This window comes from Flavobacterium sharifuzzamanii (assembly GCF_003254585.1).
GTDB classification, from domain to species: Bacteria; Bacteroidota; Bacteroidia; order Flavobacteriales; family Flavobacteriaceae; genus Flavobacterium; species Flavobacterium sharifuzzamanii.
On the sequence record NZ_QJGZ01000038.1, the window covers coordinates 369,786 to 386,328 of the forward strand.

At 32.0% G+C, this 16,543-nt stretch carries 15 protein-coding genes; 9 read left to right on the forward strand and 6 right to left on the reverse strand.

What is annotated here, in order from left to right; translation table 11 throughout:
* Positions 1–177 precede the first annotated feature (177 nt).
* A complete protein-coding gene (locus DMA14_RS12335) occupies positions 178–1,347 on the reverse strand; it encodes a proline dehydrogenase family protein (RefSeq protein WP_111424944.1) in 1,170 nt (389 codons plus the stop codon).
* A gap of 247 nt (positions 1,348–1,594) precedes the next feature.
* Between DMA14_RS12335 and aroB the strand changes: the two genes are divergently transcribed.
* The 5 genes from aroB to recQ all read left to right on the forward strand — a co-directional run bounded on the left by aroB (position 1,595) and on the right by recQ (position 8,115).
* The gene (gene aroB / locus DMA14_RS12340; protein WP_111424945.1) at positions 1,595–2,662 is read left to right on the forward strand and encodes a 3-dehydroquinate synthase; all 1,068 of its coding nucleotides are present in this window, start codon (positions 1,595–1,597) and stop codon (positions 2,660–2,662) included.
* Between the two features lie 304 nt (positions 2,663–2,966).
* On the forward strand, positions 2,967–4,370 hold the full coding sequence (locus tag DMA14_RS12345; protein WP_111424946.1) for a type III PLP-dependent enzyme domain-containing protein: 1,404 nt from the start codon (positions 2,967–2,969) through the stop codon (positions 4,368–4,370).
* Positions 4,371–4,472: 102 nt separating this feature from the next.
* Complete coding sequence (locus tag DMA14_RS12350; RefSeq protein ID WP_057117936.1) at positions 4,473–5,441, forward strand: deoxyhypusine synthase family protein; 969 nt, start codon at positions 4,473–4,475, stop codon at positions 5,439–5,441.
* Between the two features lie 8 nt (positions 5,442–5,449).
* Complete coding sequence (locus DMA14_RS12355; protein ID WP_111424947.1) at positions 5,450–5,860, forward strand: DNA primase; 411 nt, start codon at positions 5,450–5,452, stop codon at positions 5,858–5,860.
* 140 nt (positions 5,861–6,000) lie between these two features.
* Positions 6,001–8,115: a DNA helicase RecQ gene (gene recQ / locus DMA14_RS12360; RefSeq protein ID WP_111425047.1), complete on the forward strand. Its 2,115-nt coding sequence runs from the start codon at positions 6,001–6,003 to the stop codon at positions 8,113–8,115.
* Positions 8,116–8,325: 210 nt separating this feature from the next.
* On the opposite strand, the gene DMA14_RS12365 is transcribed toward recQ, so the two are convergent.
* From DMA14_RS12365 to DMA14_RS12380, 4 genes are all read right to left on the reverse strand, one after another.
* The gene (locus DMA14_RS12365) at positions 8,326–8,841 is read right to left on the reverse strand and encodes a DinB family protein (protein WP_111424948.1); all 516 of its coding nucleotides are present in this window, start codon (positions 8,839–8,841) and stop codon (positions 8,326–8,328) included.
* 9 nt (positions 8,842–8,850) lie between these two features.
* Entirely contained in the window at positions 8,851–11,436 is a 2,586-nt protein-coding gene (locus DMA14_RS12370) for a phosphoenolpyruvate carboxylase (RefSeq protein ID WP_111424949.1), read from the reverse strand.
* Between the two features lie 92 nt (positions 11,437–11,528).
* The gene (locus tag DMA14_RS12375) at positions 11,529–12,008 is read right to left on the reverse strand and encodes an Lrp/AsnC family transcriptional regulator (RefSeq protein WP_008468989.1); all 480 of its coding nucleotides are present in this window, start codon (positions 12,006–12,008) and stop codon (positions 11,529–11,531) included.
* 77 nt (positions 12,009–12,085) lie between these two features.
* Positions 12,086–13,240, reverse strand: coding sequence for a M14 family metallopeptidase (locus DMA14_RS12380; RefSeq protein ID WP_111424950.1), 1,155 nt, complete (start codon positions 13,238–13,240; stop codon positions 12,086–12,088).
* Positions 13,241–13,552: 312 nt separating this feature from the next.
* Here DMA14_RS12380 and DMA14_RS12385 point away from each other — a divergent pair, with 312 nt between their 5' ends.
* Entirely contained in the window at positions 13,553–14,008 is a 456-nt protein-coding gene (locus DMA14_RS12385) for a helix-turn-helix domain-containing protein (RefSeq protein ID WP_111424951.1), read from the forward strand.
* Between the two features lie 84 nt (positions 14,009–14,092).
* Here DMA14_RS12385 and DMA14_RS12390 read toward each other — a convergent pair whose 3' ends face one another.
* On the reverse strand, positions 14,093–14,644 hold the full coding sequence (locus DMA14_RS12390; RefSeq protein WP_111424952.1) for a 1-acyl-sn-glycerol-3-phosphate acyltransferase: 552 nt from the start codon (positions 14,642–14,644) through the stop codon (positions 14,093–14,095).
* A 64-nt stretch (positions 14,645–14,708) separates the two neighbouring features.
* On the opposite strand from DMA14_RS12390, the gene DMA14_RS12395 reads away from it, so the two are divergent.
* Genes DMA14_RS12395 through DMA14_RS12405 form a run of 3 tightly spaced genes read left to right on the forward strand, consistent with a single transcriptional unit; the run spans position 14,709 to position 16,539 of the window.
* A complete protein-coding gene (locus DMA14_RS12395; RefSeq protein WP_111424953.1) occupies positions 14,709–15,374 on the forward strand; it encodes a spermidine synthase in 666 nt (221 codons plus the stop codon).
* Positions 15,375–15,378: 4 nt separating this feature from the next.
* Complete coding sequence (locus DMA14_RS12400; RefSeq protein WP_111424954.1) at positions 15,379–16,056, forward strand: peptidoglycan DD-metalloendopeptidase family protein; 678 nt, start codon at positions 15,379–15,381, stop codon at positions 16,054–16,056.
* Positions 16,057–16,062: 6 nt separating this feature from the next.
* On the forward strand, positions 16,063–16,539 hold the full coding sequence (locus tag DMA14_RS12405) for a hypothetical protein (RefSeq protein ID WP_111424955.1): 477 nt from the start codon (positions 16,063–16,065) through the stop codon (positions 16,537–16,539).
* The last annotated feature ends 4 nt before the right edge of the window (positions 16,540–16,543 follow it).

Genomic DNA, 16,543 nt, shown 5'->3' on the forward strand with positions numbered 1-16,543 from the left:
TGATAAATCAAATGGAGTTTTTTTTTATCTCATATAGCAAACCCGACAGGTTTTAAAACCTGTCGGGTTTAAATAATACTGACTGATCGCAAACAAAAAAGCTTCAATAAAAATTGAAGCTTTTTCTATATAAACTGTAAACTGGATACTCAAAACTGAATACTGAACACTAATAAATTATTTCCCTTTTCTACGTTTACGTTCAGCTTTAATCATAGATAATTCGCGGCTTGTTTGACCTGCTACAGAAGTATTTTCTTCAGCACGACGAATCAAGTATGGCATAACATCTTTTACAGGCCCAAATGGCAAGTATTTAGCAACATTATATCCGTTTTCAGCTAAGTTGTAGCTGATATTATCACTCATTCCGTACAATTGCCCAAACCAGATTCTAGAGTCGTTTTTAGCAATTCCTTTCTGAGCCATCATTTCCATTAATTTGTATGAACTCAATTCGTTATGAGTTCCCGCAAAAATGGCCATTTTATCAAGATGCTCTAACATATATTGTACAGCATTATCATAATTTACATCGGTAGCTTCTTTAGAAACGCAGATTGGAGAAACATACCCTTTTTCTTCCGCTCTTTTGTTTTCTTTTTCCATATAAGCACCACGAACCAATTTCATTCCGATATAAAAACCTTCAGTCTTAGCAATTTCATGAAGTTTTTTAAGATAATCTAAACGATCCCAACGATACATTTGTAAAGTGTTAAATACAATTGCTTTTTCTTTATTGTATTTACGCATCATATTTGTCACCAACTCATCAGCAGCATCTTGCATCCAGCTTTCTTCACCATCAATTAATAATGCAACATCTTTCTTATGAGCTTCACTGCATATTTTATCAAAACGAGCTACTACTCTATCCCATTCTGCTTGTTCAGTTGGATTTAAAGTTTGTTTCTCACCTAATTTTTCATACAATTCAAAACGCCCTAAACCTGTCGGTTTAAAAACAGCAAACGGAATTGCCAAACGTTCTTTAGCAAAATCTACAGTTCTTAAAGTCATCTCTAAAGCTGCGTCAAACTGCTCTTCTTCTTCTTTTCCTTCAACAGAATAATCCAAAACAGAAGAAACGCCTTTTGTAAACATTTTGTCCACAACAGTAAGACAGTCGTTTTCGTTTACACCACCACAAAAGTGATCAAAAACAGTTGCGCGAATTAATCCCTCTACTGGTAAATGAGCTTTAATTGCAAAATTAGTAACAGCAGTTCCAATTCTTACTAAAGGCTCGCTGTCAATCATTTTGAAAAGAAAATAAGCTCTATCAAGTTCCGTATCACTCTTTAGTGAAAATGCAACCTGTGTGTTATCGAATATCTTTTCCATTAAAATTTATTTTTTATGCAAATATAGAGAGTGTTTTGAATATTTTTCACTAAACAGTATCATATTTTTCAATATTCTTAACAAGAACATCTCAAATGTAAATTTGTGAAGTAAATATTTATTTCTTGAATAATTTTATCTTAATTTTAAAAATGCAAACCCGCATTTTAAACAAATTAGCCCGAAAGTTTGAATATTATTACGTTTAAAATGCCTTATTTTGCGCTTTCAAAACAACAAAAGAATTATGCAATCTATTCAAGCCAATAATTATCTCGTGCATTTTAATGAGAATGCTTACGAAGCTTTAAATAAACATTTAAAAGAAAGTAAATATTCTAATATATTTATAATTGTTGATGATCAAACCAATGAGCATTGCCTATCTAAATTTATTCCAGTTTTGGAAACAGATTTGGCAATCGAAATCATTGAATTTGAAGCCGGAGAAGCAAATAAAAATATCGAAACTTGTATTGAGATCTGGAATATTTTGACAGAACTTGGAGCTGATAGAAAATCGCTTATTATTAATTTAGGAGGTGGTGTTGTTACAGACTTAGGTGGTTTTGTTGCTTCTACTTTTAAAAGAGGCGTAGATTTCATTAATATTCCTACTACTTTATTATCTATGGTTGATGCATCTGTTGGAGGAAAAACAGGAGTTGATTTAGGAAATCTTAAAAATCAAATCGGCGTTATCAACGTGCCGCAAATGGTTTTGATTGATACACAATATTTAGAAACTTTACCACAAAGCGAAATGCGTTCTGGTCTAGCAGAAATGCTTAAACATGGTTTAATATATGATGCGCCTTATTGGAGACAGTTTTCAGATTTAAAATCGATTGTTTTTGATGAGTTAGATCAGTTAATTTATCGTTCTGTAGAAATTAAGAATGAAATCGTTATTCAAGATCCAACAGAGAAAAATATCCGTAAAGCTCTAAACTTCGGACATACGTTAGGTCACGCTATTGAGGGATACTTTCTAGAAAGCGAAGAAAAAACTACTTTATTACATGGAGAAGCGATTGCGGTTGGAATGATTTTGGAAAGTTATATTTCACTTCAAAAAGGATTAATTTCTGAACAAGAATACAGAGAAATAAAAGCGGTAATTAAAGATATATATGATGATGTAATTTTTAAAGAAAATGACATTGATCCGATCTTAGAATTGCTAATTCACGACAAAAAAAATGAATACGGTTTAATTCAATTTGCATTGATTGAAGGAATCGGAAAAATAAAAATTAACCAATCCGTTGAAAATAAATTGATTCTAGAAGCGTTTGAGGATTATAAATCTTAAACTTTTTTTAATCAAAAGCATTGCATTTGGTATATATTATTTTTTACATTTGCGCCATGAAAACAAACAATCAGCAAAGGCACTTCAGCTCTTACAGAAACAGACTCAGCAGTTCTTTATTAAGAATGTTGAACCGTTTCTATAATAGTAAAAGTCCTTTCTGTTTTGATGTATTCCAATGTACAAAAGCAGAGCATGAAAAACTGCCTATTATATTTGCCAATATTAGAGTTTGAATTTAAGATTAAGTCCCCAAAAACCTAAAATTAAATTATAATTACAATCTCTAAACATTGATAAATAAATGAATACAAAATATTCTGATCTAATAAACCAAACATACTACTTTCCACAAGAGGAATTTAAACTAAACAAAGACAATCTATTATTTCACAACATCGATTTGATGAAATTGGTTGAACAATATGGTACGCCATTAAAGTTTACTTATTTACCTCAAATTTCTGAAAACATCAACAAAGCAAAAGCATGGTTCAGAAAATCAATGGAAAAAAATAAATACGAAGCAAAATATTACTATTGTTATTGTACAAAAAGCTCTCATTTTGAATATATTATGAATGAAGCTTTCAAGAATAACATTCACATCGAAACATCATCTGCTTTTGATGTAAATATTGTGGAGAATTTATTAGAAAATGGTAAAATCAACAAAAGTACGTATGTAATTTGTAATGGTTTTAAAAGAGACGAATACATTACTAATATTGGTAGATTAATTAATAACGGACATAAAAATACTATTCCGATTATTGACAACTACGAAGAATTAGATTTGCTTCAGGCAGAAATTAAAGGAAAGTTCAAAATCGGAATCCGTATTGCTGCTGAAGAAGAACCTAAATTTGAGTTTTATACTTCTAGATTAGGTATTGGTTACAAAAACATTGTTTCTTTCTATAAAAAACAAATCCAGGAGAATGATAAATTAGAGCTGAAAATGCTTCACTTTTTCATCAATACTGGTATAAATGATACTTCATATTACTGGAATGAGCTTGTAAAATGTATTAAAGTATACATTGCTCTTAAGAAAGAGTGCCCTACTCTTGACGGTTTGAACATTGGTGGTGGTTTTCCAATTAAAAATTCACTTGCCTTTGAATATGATTATCAATATATGATTGATGAAATTATCAATCAGATTAAAATTGCTTGTGATGAAGCTGAAGTTGATGTTCCAAATATTTTTACGGAATTTGGATCGTTTACTGTAGGCGAAAGCGGTGGTGCAATCTATCAGATTTTGTATCAAAAACAACAAAATGATAGAGAAAAATGGAATATGATTGATTCATCTTTCATCACCACTTTACCAGATACTTGGGCTATAAACAAACGTTTTATCATGCTGGCAGTAAATCGCTGGAATGATACTTACGAACGGGTTCTGTTAGGAGGTCTTACTTGTGATAGTGACGATTATTACAATTCTGAACAAAACATGAATGCCATTTATTTGCCTAAATACAACAAAGAGAAACCGTTATATATCGGATTCTTTAATACTGGCGCTTATCAAGAGACAATTGGAGGATACGGAGGTCTGCACCACTGTCTGATTCCGCAACCTAAACACATTTTAATTGATCGTGATGAAAATGGAATTCTGGCAACAGAAGTTTTCTCAGAACAACAGACTTCAGACGATGTTTTAAAGATTTTAGGATACAAAAAAAAGGTGTAAAAAAAACGGCCGATTAAGTTATAATTTTTCTTAAAAAATTCTTAATTTGCATTAACATCCAAAAAGGTTAAACTTTTTAATTCAAAAAAAAAACAAAAAAAAATGAAAGGACCAATCAGTCAGTTTATTGAAAAACACTATTTGCATTTTAATTCTGCTTCATTAGTAGATGCAGCAAAAGCATACGAGCAGCAATTAGCTGATGGTGCTAAGATGCTGGTAAGTATGGCTGGCGCAATGAGTACAGCAGAAATTGGAAAAATTTTTGCCGAAGTAATCAGACAAGACAAAGTGCATATTATTTCATGTACTGGAGCAAATTTAGAAGAAGACATCATGAATTTAGTGGCTCATTCTCACTACGAGAGAGTTCCTAATTACCGTGATTTGACACCAGAAGACGAATGGGCTTTATTAGAAAGAGGATTAAACCGTGTTACAGACACTTGTATTCCTGAACATGAAGCTTTCCGTCGTTTACAAAAACATATTTACAAAATTTGGAAAGATGCTGATGACAAAGGTGAGCGTTACTTTCCACACGAGTTTATGTATAAAATGTTATTATCTGGCGTTTTAGAAGAATATTACGAAATTGATCTAAAAGATAGCTGGATGTATGCAGCTGCAGAGAAAAATTTACCGATCATCGTTCCAGGATGGGAAGATAGCACAATGGGTAACATCTTTGCTTCATACGTAATTAAAGGAGATTTAAAAGCATCTACCATGAAATCTGGAATTGAATACATGACTTTCCTTGCGGATTGGTATTCTAAAAACAGTTCAAACGGAATTGGATTCTTCCAAATTGGTGGTGGTATCGCGGGTGACTTCCCTATCTGTGTAGTACCTATGTTATACCAAGATATGGAAATGCATGATGTTCCATTTTGGAGCTATTTCTGCCAAATCTCAGATTCAACAACTAGTTATGGTTCTTACTCTGGGGCAGTTCCAAATGAAAAAATCACTTGGGGTAAATTAGACATCAAAACCCCTAAATTTATTATTGAATCGGATGCTACAATTGTTGCTCCGTTAATTTTTGCATACTTATTAGATTTATAAGATAATTTATGAAAAGAGTTATAGTAGACTACGCCAAACTTACCAATGAAATTTTGAACCTTTTGGTTGAGAAATTTCCTGATGGTTATGATGATTCGGATGTAATCCGTTTTAGAAATGCTAAAAACGAATTGGTTGAAGCTGTTGAAGTTCGTACTGAAGATACAATTTACTTGGTTAAAATTAGTACTAAACTTGCTGACAGAATTGAAAACTACGATGAAGATGACGATTTAGATGTTGATGTAGATGCAATTGCGCCAGTTAAAGGTATGGATCTTGATGATGATATTAGTGACGACGATGATGAAGATGATAATCACGACAAGCCAGATACTGATGGTGGTGACGATGATGACGACGATGACGACAAAGCTGATACTGACTATGATGAAGAAGACGAAGATGATGAAGATTAATTCATTTTCTTTCTAATATAAAAAAGGAACTCTGTTTAGAGTTCCTTTTTTTATAACAAGAGTTGCAAATTATTAAACTTATATTTTTGTATTTATAGGATTATTTTTACATTTAGATCTTAAACAAAAAGTACATGCCTATGACTTCAGAAATTTTACATGCTACATTAAAAGAAAATTTTGGTTTTGAAAAATTCAGACCCAATCAAGAAACTATAATTAATACCGTATTATCTGGACAAGATGCACTGGCAATTATGCCAACAGGTGGAGGAAAATCAATTTGTTTTCAGCTGCCCGCTTTAATTTTGCCAGGAATCACAATTGTGATATCGCCACTGATTGCTTTAATGAAAGATCAGGTTGATGGTTTGAAAACAAACGGAATTTCTGCATGCTATATTAATAGTACGCAATCATCGCAAGAACAGCAATATTATATAGACAACTTAAAATCAAATCATTTTAAACTGGTTTACATCGCTCCGGAAAGCCTTTCTTACCTGGATATGGCTTTTAGCGAATTGAATATCAGTTTAATAGCAATAGATGAAGCGCACTGTATCTCGTCTTGGGGACATGATTTTAGACCTGCCTATACTAATTTAGGATATCTAAAAAGTCGCTTCCCTTCTACTCCAATCTTAGCATTGACTGCTACTGCTGATAAAGCAACCCGAACAGATATATCTAAACAATTGAATCTAAAGAATCCAAAGACATTCATAGCTTCTTTTGACCGTAAAAATCTAAGTCTTGAAGTTCGTCCAGCTTTGGATCGTGTGAAACAAATAATAGATTTTATTGAAAACAAACCGAATGAATCGGGAATCATTTATTGTTTAAGCCGTAAAGCAACAGAAGAACTTGCTGAAAAATTGCGAAAAAACGGCATTGAAGCAAAAGCATATCATGCTGGTTTAGATAATGAAACTCGTGCTAAAACTCAGGACCAGTTCATAAATGATGATTGTCAGGTGGTTTGTGCAACAATTGCTTTCGGGATGGGAATTGACAAATCGAATGTTCGTTGGGTAATTCATTACAATCTTCCAAAAAATATAGAAGGATATTATCAGGAAATTGGACGTGCCGGGCGTGATGGCCTTCCAGCTGAAACGGTTTTGTTTGAAAGTTATGCAGACGTAATTCAATTACAGAAATTTGCTTCTGAAGGACTTAATTCTGATATTCAGCTAGCAAAATTAGATCGTATGAAACAATACGCCGATGCCGTAAGCTGTCGTAGAAAAATTCTTCTTTCTTATTTTGGTGAATTGGTTACTGAAAATTGCGGAAACTGCGATATTTGCAAAAATCCGCCAACTTTTTTCGATGGCACAATTCTCGCGCAAAAAGCTTTGTCTGCTATTGTGCGTTTGAAGGAATCAGAACCTTTGGCTGTAATTGTCGATTTTTTGAGAGGCTCGAGAAACGCGTATATCTACGAAAAAAATTATCAAGAGCTAAAAACGTACGGAATTGGAGCCGATGTTTCTTGGTATGATTGGAATCAATACCTTATTCAACTTATCAATTTAGGTTATTGCGAAATTGCATTTCATCAGCATAATAAAATCCTGCTTACTTCTTTTGCAAAGAAAGTTTTGTTTGAAGGTGAAAAAGTAAAACTGACGACAGTTGTTAAGAAAACAATTGATAAAAGTGAAACTAAAGAAGCGAAACCAAAAGCTTCTAAAAATTCATTATTTGAAACACTTCGCAAGTTGCGTTATCAAATTGCACATGAAGAAGAAGTTCCAGCTTATGTTATTTTTAGTGATGCTTCTCTACGCCAAATGGAAATCTTAAGACCTATGAGTGATGAAGAGTTTCTTGCTGTTGAAGGTGTCGGAAAAGCAAAACTGGAAAAATATGGAGCAGATTTCATTAAAGCAATTATTGAATTTGAAAGAAATAAATCTGTTGTCAAAAAAGAGAAAAAAGACAATACCTATAAAAAAACGCTTGAATTATTTCAGAATGGAGTTTCGGTGGAAGAAATAGCAGAGCAGCGAGATTTGAGTCCAACTACAATTATTTCGCATTTAGCAAAATTATATGTTGATGGTCATGATTTAGATTTAAGCCAGTTTGTTTCTGAAGATGAAATCCTTCAAATAGAAAAAGCTCAGCTTGAATTAGAAAACCCAAATGCATTAAGACCTTACTTTGATTATTTTGAAGAAAAAATGTCGTACGATAAAATTCGATTCGGTCTAGCTTTTTTGGAGAAAAAGAATCAAAAAGTGTAAATAAACATTTGTTTGTCATTTCGACGAAGGAGAAATCTTCGTAAGTGGCTCCATGACGAAAATATAATCTTTGGCGAGCTTCTCGCGAAGATTTCTCCTTCGTCGAAATGACAAGATTGTGTATGGTTGCTAAATTTAAAATCATTAAAAAAATCCCAAACTCCAACGAAATTGGAATTTGGGATTTTAATTTTTCAAATATTCATCTTCTTACAAATATCTTTCCTCAAAAACTTTCTGATGATGTTTCTGATGTCCAATCATAACAAAACCTAAAGCACGAACAGAAATAGGATTATTAGATGCTGTTCCAATTCGCTTAAGCTGTTCATCAGATAAGCTTTTGTAAAATAATAAAGTTGAATGTCTTACAGCCGAAAATTCGGTTAGCAAATCTTGAATACTTCTCTTGTTTGAATCTGTATTATCTGCGTAATCGTTTTCTTCAAAACTTGGCAAAGGCGTTTTATCATTTCTTGAAAAACGCAAAGCGCGATAGGCAAAAATTCGTTCTGTATCAATAACATGCTGAATAATGTCTTTTATCGTCCATTTTCCTTCAGCATAACGATAATCAAATTTATCCATTGGAATATTTTGTACAAATCGGATAAACTCATGAAGCGAAATTTCTAATTCTTCAATCAAAATTCCATCACCAGCCGCTTTGATGTAAGTACCAAAATGACCTGAATATTCACTGTCTAATAATTCTGATGCTCTCATTTTTATATTTTAAGCTGAGTTTCTACTTGCGTTAGTATTTCCAAATAATGATCTCGTTACGATCTTTTCATAAACTTTAATTAATTCTTCATTTGGTTTTTCTGCTTTGTTTAACTCATTGATTCTTAATAAAGCATATTGCTGAATAGTTAATAATGGCAAGACAATACGCTCTCTAATCTGAATTGAGGCTATACCATCAGGGTAATTTTCCATTAATGTTTTATGACCAGCAATTTTCAGTAAAAGTCTTTTTGTTTCTGAGAATTCATCGTAGATAATCTGCCAGAATTCACCAAACTCAGGATCATTTTTCATATAAGCTGTCAATGGCAAGAAAGATTTTGCTAATGACATCATACTGTTTTCAAGCAACGTTTTGAAAAATAATGAATTATGATACAAATTACTTACTTTGTCCCATTGTCCAGTTTCTTCAAAATGTCTTAAAGCTGAACCTACTCCAAAGAATCCTGGAACGTTTTGTTTTAATTGACTCCATGAACCCACAAAAGGAATTGCTCTTAAATCAGCAAAATCTAATGATTCAGATTTGCTTCTTTTAGAAGGACGGCTACCAATGTTCGTTTTTGAGTAATATTTCAGCGTACTCATTTTCTCTAAGTACGGAATAAACTTTGGATGATTTTTGAAACTTAAATATTTGTCATAACCTAAATTAGCCAAATCAGTCAAAATTTGAGTTTCTTCTGCAGTCAATTCATTTTTCTCTTTACTAAATACCTGATTAGTTACACCAGCACTCAATAAATTTTCAATATTATAACGGCAAGAATCTAAAGTTCCAAAATTAGAGCTAATCGTTTGACCTTGAACTGTAATCTGAATTTCGTTGTTTTCAATTTTTGGCCCAAGAGATGCATAGAATTTATGTGTTTTTCCACCGCCACGAGCTGGAGGTCCGCCACGTCCATCAAAGAAGATCGCTTTAATTCCGTATTCTCTAGAGATTTTAGTCAGCGAAATCTTAGCTTGATAAATACTCCAGTTTGCCATTAAATATCCACCATCTTTCGTTCCGTCAGAGAATCCAAGCATGATAGTTTGTTTGTTTCCTCTCGATTTCAAATGTTTAGCATATTCTGGATTCGTGTACAATTGCTCCATAATAGTATGCGCATTTTGCAAATCGTCTACAGATTCAAAAAGCGGAATAATATCTACTGATGGTTTTTCCCAATTATTCAAACGAATCATGGCAAAAGTTTCCATAACATTCAGAGCGCTTTCATTATTACTAATAATATAACGGTTTGCTCCTTCTTCGCCATTATTTTGCTGAATCGTTTTAATAGCTTGAACAGATTCTAAAGTATATCTAGTGATTTCATTTTCAAAATCAGATGGATTCAGATTTCCTTTAACCTTTGATAAAACATCAATTTTTTGATCTTCCGTCAATTCGTAATAATTTTTCGGAAAAACATCAGAACCAGAATTCAAATAATAATTCACAACATCTTTGAAAACTGCATTATGAATTTTACTATTCTGACGAATATCTAAAGTTGCAAAGTGGAATCCGAACAAATTAATTTTTACTAGAAGCGCATCTAATTCATCTAAATATAAAGATTGATGCTTCTCAATAATTATAGCTCGAATTTTGTTTAATTGCGTTAATAATTCCTCTAAAGTGATAAAAATATCTCCTTTAGAATAAAATACAGAACGATAAAGTTTATGTTCAAGTTCAGCAACTAAAGCATCTACTCCTGAGAAAGTTAGCTTACGTTTTAAGTTTCTCATTTCTACATAATAACACTTTAAAATAGAAGTACGCAAACGATCTGCAACTTTAAGCGTAATGTCTGTAGTAACAAAAGGATTTCCGTCACGATCTCCCCCTGGCCAGAAACCAAGTTTGATTAATTGGTTGTGAATTGGATTTCCTTCTAATATATTTTTTTGCAGGTAATGCACAATTTCTCCTGCAGTAGCATAAAATACATTTTCTAAGTACCAAATCAAACTTACCGCTTCATCATAAGGATTTGGTTTTTCTTTCTGAATGAATGGCGTTTTTCCAAGCTGAGCCAGCAATTGTTTAATTTGTAGCAAATCATTTTGACGAATTGCTTCTGTCAAATCATTTATAATTCCTAAAACTGGACCAGGATAAAACTGTGTTGGGTGTGCTGTTAAAACAGTACGAACATTGAAACTTTCTAAAAATTCACTTAATTCATCATCTTTCTCTTTGGCATCCGATTTTTCTTTGATGTCACGAAGAGATCCACGCCCTTCCATATTGTTAACCTCCGGAAAAGCAGCGTCTTCAATAGCATCAAACAATACAATTTGACGCTCTATATATTGAATAAATCGAAACATAAGATCGATTTTTTCCTCTTCAGAAGCGTTACTTAAGAATTTATTTGAGAAGAAATCCACAATTTCTTTAGGAGTTTCCTGTTTTTTAAAGCCTGTTTCGCAAGTTTCTGTAAATAAAGGAAGTAAAACTCCCGTGTTATCTATAGAATCAAAGGGTAATGTTATAAAAACACTATTATAAATGTGGTATTTTGAGAGAACGTCTTGGTTAAAACGTTCAATTTTTGGCAACGTATACATAATCGTGTTATAGTTGGTTGGTTAATTAGTCATAAAAAAACCCCAAGAATAAACTTGAGGTTATATTTTAATATAGCATTCAAGAAAAGTTCTTACATATTTTTGAAAATAGTATGCATCAAACGCTTCTTATCGTTTATACTTTCCTCTAATGAAATCATTGTTTCTGTTCTGTAAACACCATCAATATCGTCAATCATAAAGATTACTTCTTTTGCGTGCTTAGTGTCTTTTGCTCTAATTTTGCAAAAGATGTTAAATTTTCCTGTAGTTACAGAAGCTACAGTTACGAATGGAATTTGATTGATTCGCTCTAATACAAATTTAGTCTGAGATGTATTATTAAGAAAAACCCCTACATAAGCAATAAATGAATAACCTAATTTATCGTAATCTAAGGCTAATGAAGATCCCATGATGATACCGGCATCTTCCATCTTTTTAACTCTAACGTGTACTGTACCAGCAGATATCAAAAGTTTTTTTGCAATGTCAGTAAACGGAACTCTCGTATTGTCTATTAACATATCTAAAATCTGGTGATCTACTTCATCTAAACGAAATTTACTCATAATTGTTTAATTAATATTACTAATTGCTATTACAAAGTATAAAATTATATATAAAAAACAACAAATTCACATAAAAATTAACTTTTTATTAATCCGTTAACAAATTTAACATTTTTATTTAAATAAAAATTTGCTTTTTGACCCGTTTTAGGAAAGTTTTGGAAATCGTCCGAATATTCAGCGCCTTTTGCGTCGTATTCATAATGTCCAAAATAATTTTCCAACTCGCCTACTTCAACAATGTAAGCGTTAAAATGAATCTTATTTTCGATTAATTCTTCTTTGTATTGAGCGACAAAATTCGTAATAATTTCGATACCATCATAATTTATTTTGACATTTTTATACATAAAATCATAAAAAACCACATTATTTTGTGAAATATTCAAATATTCGGAAAATCTATTGCTAACTAAATCGTTTTCGGATATCTGTTTGAAGCTTAAAATTAACGCGAAAAATATGAATTTCCTTGTAATCTCTCGTTCGTAATCCTCTGGAAAATGCCCCGCCTCAAATAAGATAGTTGGAACACCTAAATATTGAAAAGTGTCTCCTATACAATTAATATTGAAGGAGTCATCAAAACGTCCAACTTGTCCTGGTATATATTTTTGAAGCTCTTCATTGATTCCAGCGATGATGTTTATAGCTTTTAATCTGTTCTCGTTTACTTCTCTTTCCTCGTTATAAGATGGAGCTAAAAAAGATACCGTAGCGGGTTTACCAGTTGTACCTGCCCCAAATATGGTACGCTGGTCATGTAAATTAAAACAGAAATCAGGTTTAAATTCTTCAAATACTTGTCGAAGCACTTTACTTTCTGGCTGCGTTAAATCTTGCGAATCACGATTTAGATCAATTTCGTTTGCATTTACCCTTGTATATAATCTTGCTCCATCCGGATTAAGCATTGGGATGCAATAAAACGTAAAAGTATTCAACATTTGCTTTGCAAAGTCGGTATCATCATTTAATAAATTTATGAAATCAAATAAAGCTTTTGTTGTTGTGCTTTCGTTTCCGTGCATTTGAGACCATAGATAAGCGCGTGTTTTTCCTGTTCCAATTTGATAACTATATATAGGTTCACCTAAAACAGATGTACCAATAATCTTCACCTGACCATTTGTATTTAACTTATCTAAAAGCGGTTTAATATGGTCTAAAGTTAGATATCTGCCAGAAATGGATTGTTCTTTGTATTGCGTAAAAAGCTGTTCTAAATTCATTGTGTTTCGATTAGTTTACAAAAGTAAACATCTTTATTTTTACAATTGTAAACTGGACAAAAATTTAATAATTTAGAATTGTAAACAGTTCTTGAAGAATTTTAGCAATAGTAGATATAACTTGTTTTAATTGAGCTTTTTAATTTGGACAAACGAACATAAAATAATAAATTTCAGCTAATTATAAATGTTTATTTAAATTTTAAATTTAACATAAAAATGAACTCAAATTAAAATTGCAACAATAATATTCGAATACTGTTTCTTTTTGTTTACATTTGTAAATAGGGAAATTTAAAGCAATAATTTACAATGGTAAACATAGATGATTTTGTAAAAAGGCTAGAATCCGTATTAGAATATTATGGATTAAACGCATCTGCTTTTGCTGATAAAATTGGAGTACAACGTTCTAGCATGTCCCATCTTTTATCAGGCAGAAATAAGCCTAGTTTAGATTTTGTAATGAAAATTTTGGAAGTTTTTCCAGATGTTGATCTATATTGGATTCTGACAGGAAAAGGAAGTTTTCCAAGAAGCAATACTGAAGAAGCGGATGAAACTCAAAAGTACTCATCTCCTATTCTGCCAAATCAGAATATGGGAAATGATTTATTTTCGGCTATAGAAATAAAGTCAGAAGAAGAAAAAAGAGAAACAAGAAAATCTCCTGTTCTAAATAATGAAAATTTCAATTTAGAAGATGAAGAAATCGAAAAAATCGTCCTATTTTATAAAAACGGCACTTTTAAAGCCTATTCTCCATAATGCAAAAATTAGCGCGTATTTGACTCCTTGTCCAGAAATTTTTTAAATATGCGATTCTCACGCGTTTGAAAAAATCTTCAAAAATTACAATTTGATACCGTTTTCAGGAATTTTACCTAAAACTCCTTCATAGTGTTTTTTCAAAATTTCATAATCAGCTTCGTAATTTCCAGTTGGATAAATTGCTTTACCGATATTAACTTCTTTTTTACCCCAATCAAAAGCAACAGGAACAATTGGCACATTCGCTTTAAGCGCAATAAAATAAAATCCAGTTTTTAGCTCATTTACTTTTTTTCTGGTTCCTTCTGGAGCGACGGCCAAACGAAAGATTTCTTTTCTATCAAAAATAGAAGCAATGGCATCTACTTTATTCAATCCGCCCGAACGATCTAATGGCTCTCCGCCGACATTTCTAAAATAAAAACCAAAGGGAAATCTAAATAATTCCTTCTTTGCTACAAAATTCATCTGCAATCCAGATATGCCACGAGTCAAAAGGCCTATATAAAAGTCATGATTACTCGTATGTGGCATCACTACTAATACACATTTTTTTACTTCAGCATTCTCCATTCCCACTATTTTCCAGCCCATTAGCTTGTAAAAGATGAATTTGTACAACAGTTTTTTCATGAAAGATTCAATATTTGGTGCAAAATAAAAGATTTAATGGTAAATTTGAGTAAAAGCATAAAAAATGATTCGAAAATTTTTCAGTTATATAATTCCAATAAAAATATTTAAGAAAAAATCAGCAAGAAGCAAAATGATCGAAGTTACATGGGCAAATGGCGAATTAGTATTGGACACTGAAAACACAAATTATTCATACGGAAGTTTGCAGCGTATATTAAGGTACGGACTTCGAAATATTGGATATGATAAAATTTTAGAAATGGAGCATATTCTACTTTTGGGAGTTGCTGGCGGAAGCGTAGTAAAAACTTTAGTGGATGAGATAGCATACAAAGAAAAAATAACAGGAGTTGAAATTGACCCTGATATGATTCAGATTGCCAATGAATATTTTAACCTTAATCAAATTAAACAGTTAGAAGTTGTTATTGACGATGCTTTTGAGTTTGTCCTTAAAACAAAAGAAAAATATGATCTCATAATTATCGATATTTTCGAAGACACGCATATGCCCAATTTTTTGTTCGAAAAGTTTTTTGTTGATAGAGTCTGCACTATTTTAAGAGATAATGGTTTTGTTTTATTCAACACCATGATATTAGACGAAGCTCATAATGTTCGAAATAGAAAATATGTTGCAGAAGTAAATCCGAAAATGTTTAAAACAAAGATGCTGCCCCGCATTGAAGTACATAACGAATTAATAATTATAAATAAAGTAGCTTAATTTTATGAAACCGCTTGCCTCAATCTTAAATACCCTACCGCCTGCTAAAGTTATAGATGCCTCAATTAATATTTCCGAATATACGCCATTAAATCTGTCGGTTTCAAATCAAGAATTGGTAAATCAGAAATTAGATACTTCGGAAGATTTTGAAAAATACATTTCAAATTTCTTAAAAGAAAAGAATGCCAAAGTTGCATTTGGAGGTTATATTGAAGGCAGATTTTTATATCAAAGAAGCCCCATTTTCTTAGATGCCTCAAAACCCGAACGCAATATTCATATCGGATTAGATTTATGGGCAGAAGCTGGAACTGCTGTACTTGCCGCCCTTGATGGAACAGTACATAGTTTTAAAAATAATATTGGCTTAGGCGACTACGGTCCTACTATTATATTGGAGCACGAAATAGAAAATGAGAAATTTTATACTTTATACGGACATTTATCGTTAGAAAGTATAGAAAATTTAAATGTCGGAGACAATTTTAAGAAAGGCGAAAAAATTGCGACTTTAGGAAATGCCTCTGTAAATGGCGATTATGCACCTCATGTCCATTTTCAGATCATTCATAACATTGGAGATTATTGGGGAGATTATCCAGGAGTCTGCAATACAAAAGACCTAAACTTCTATATCGAAAATTGTCCCGATCCTAACTTATTATTAAAAATTACTTAAATAGTTATGAAGAAAGCAGGATTGATTATATGTTTGTTGTTATTAATCGGATGTAAATCTAAAAGTGTTAGTAGAGATACAGAAGATTTAAAGATTAAAAAAGTTTCCGGAGCAGATGTAAATGCAAATCAGCAGCGTAAAGCGTATGATTTAGGAAAGAGAGTCTTGGAAACTTGTAATACTTCAAAATTTAAACCTTTTAATGAAACTGAAGTAACTAAAACGGTTATGGAAAACACAACGGAAGAACGTTTAACCAAAACCTGCCAAAGATTTAGACAATACTATGGAAGTTTTATAGATTTAAAATTAGATGGAGTTTACAAAACCAAACATGAAGTCATTTATCGCTATCATGCTTTGTACACAAAAAAAGTTGCCAATAAAGAGTTACGCATCTTTGTAAATGAAGATAATCTCATTTCTGCCATAAAATCTATGGATTGGGATGAAAAATTTGATGCCAAATTAGCCGATCAATAAATTA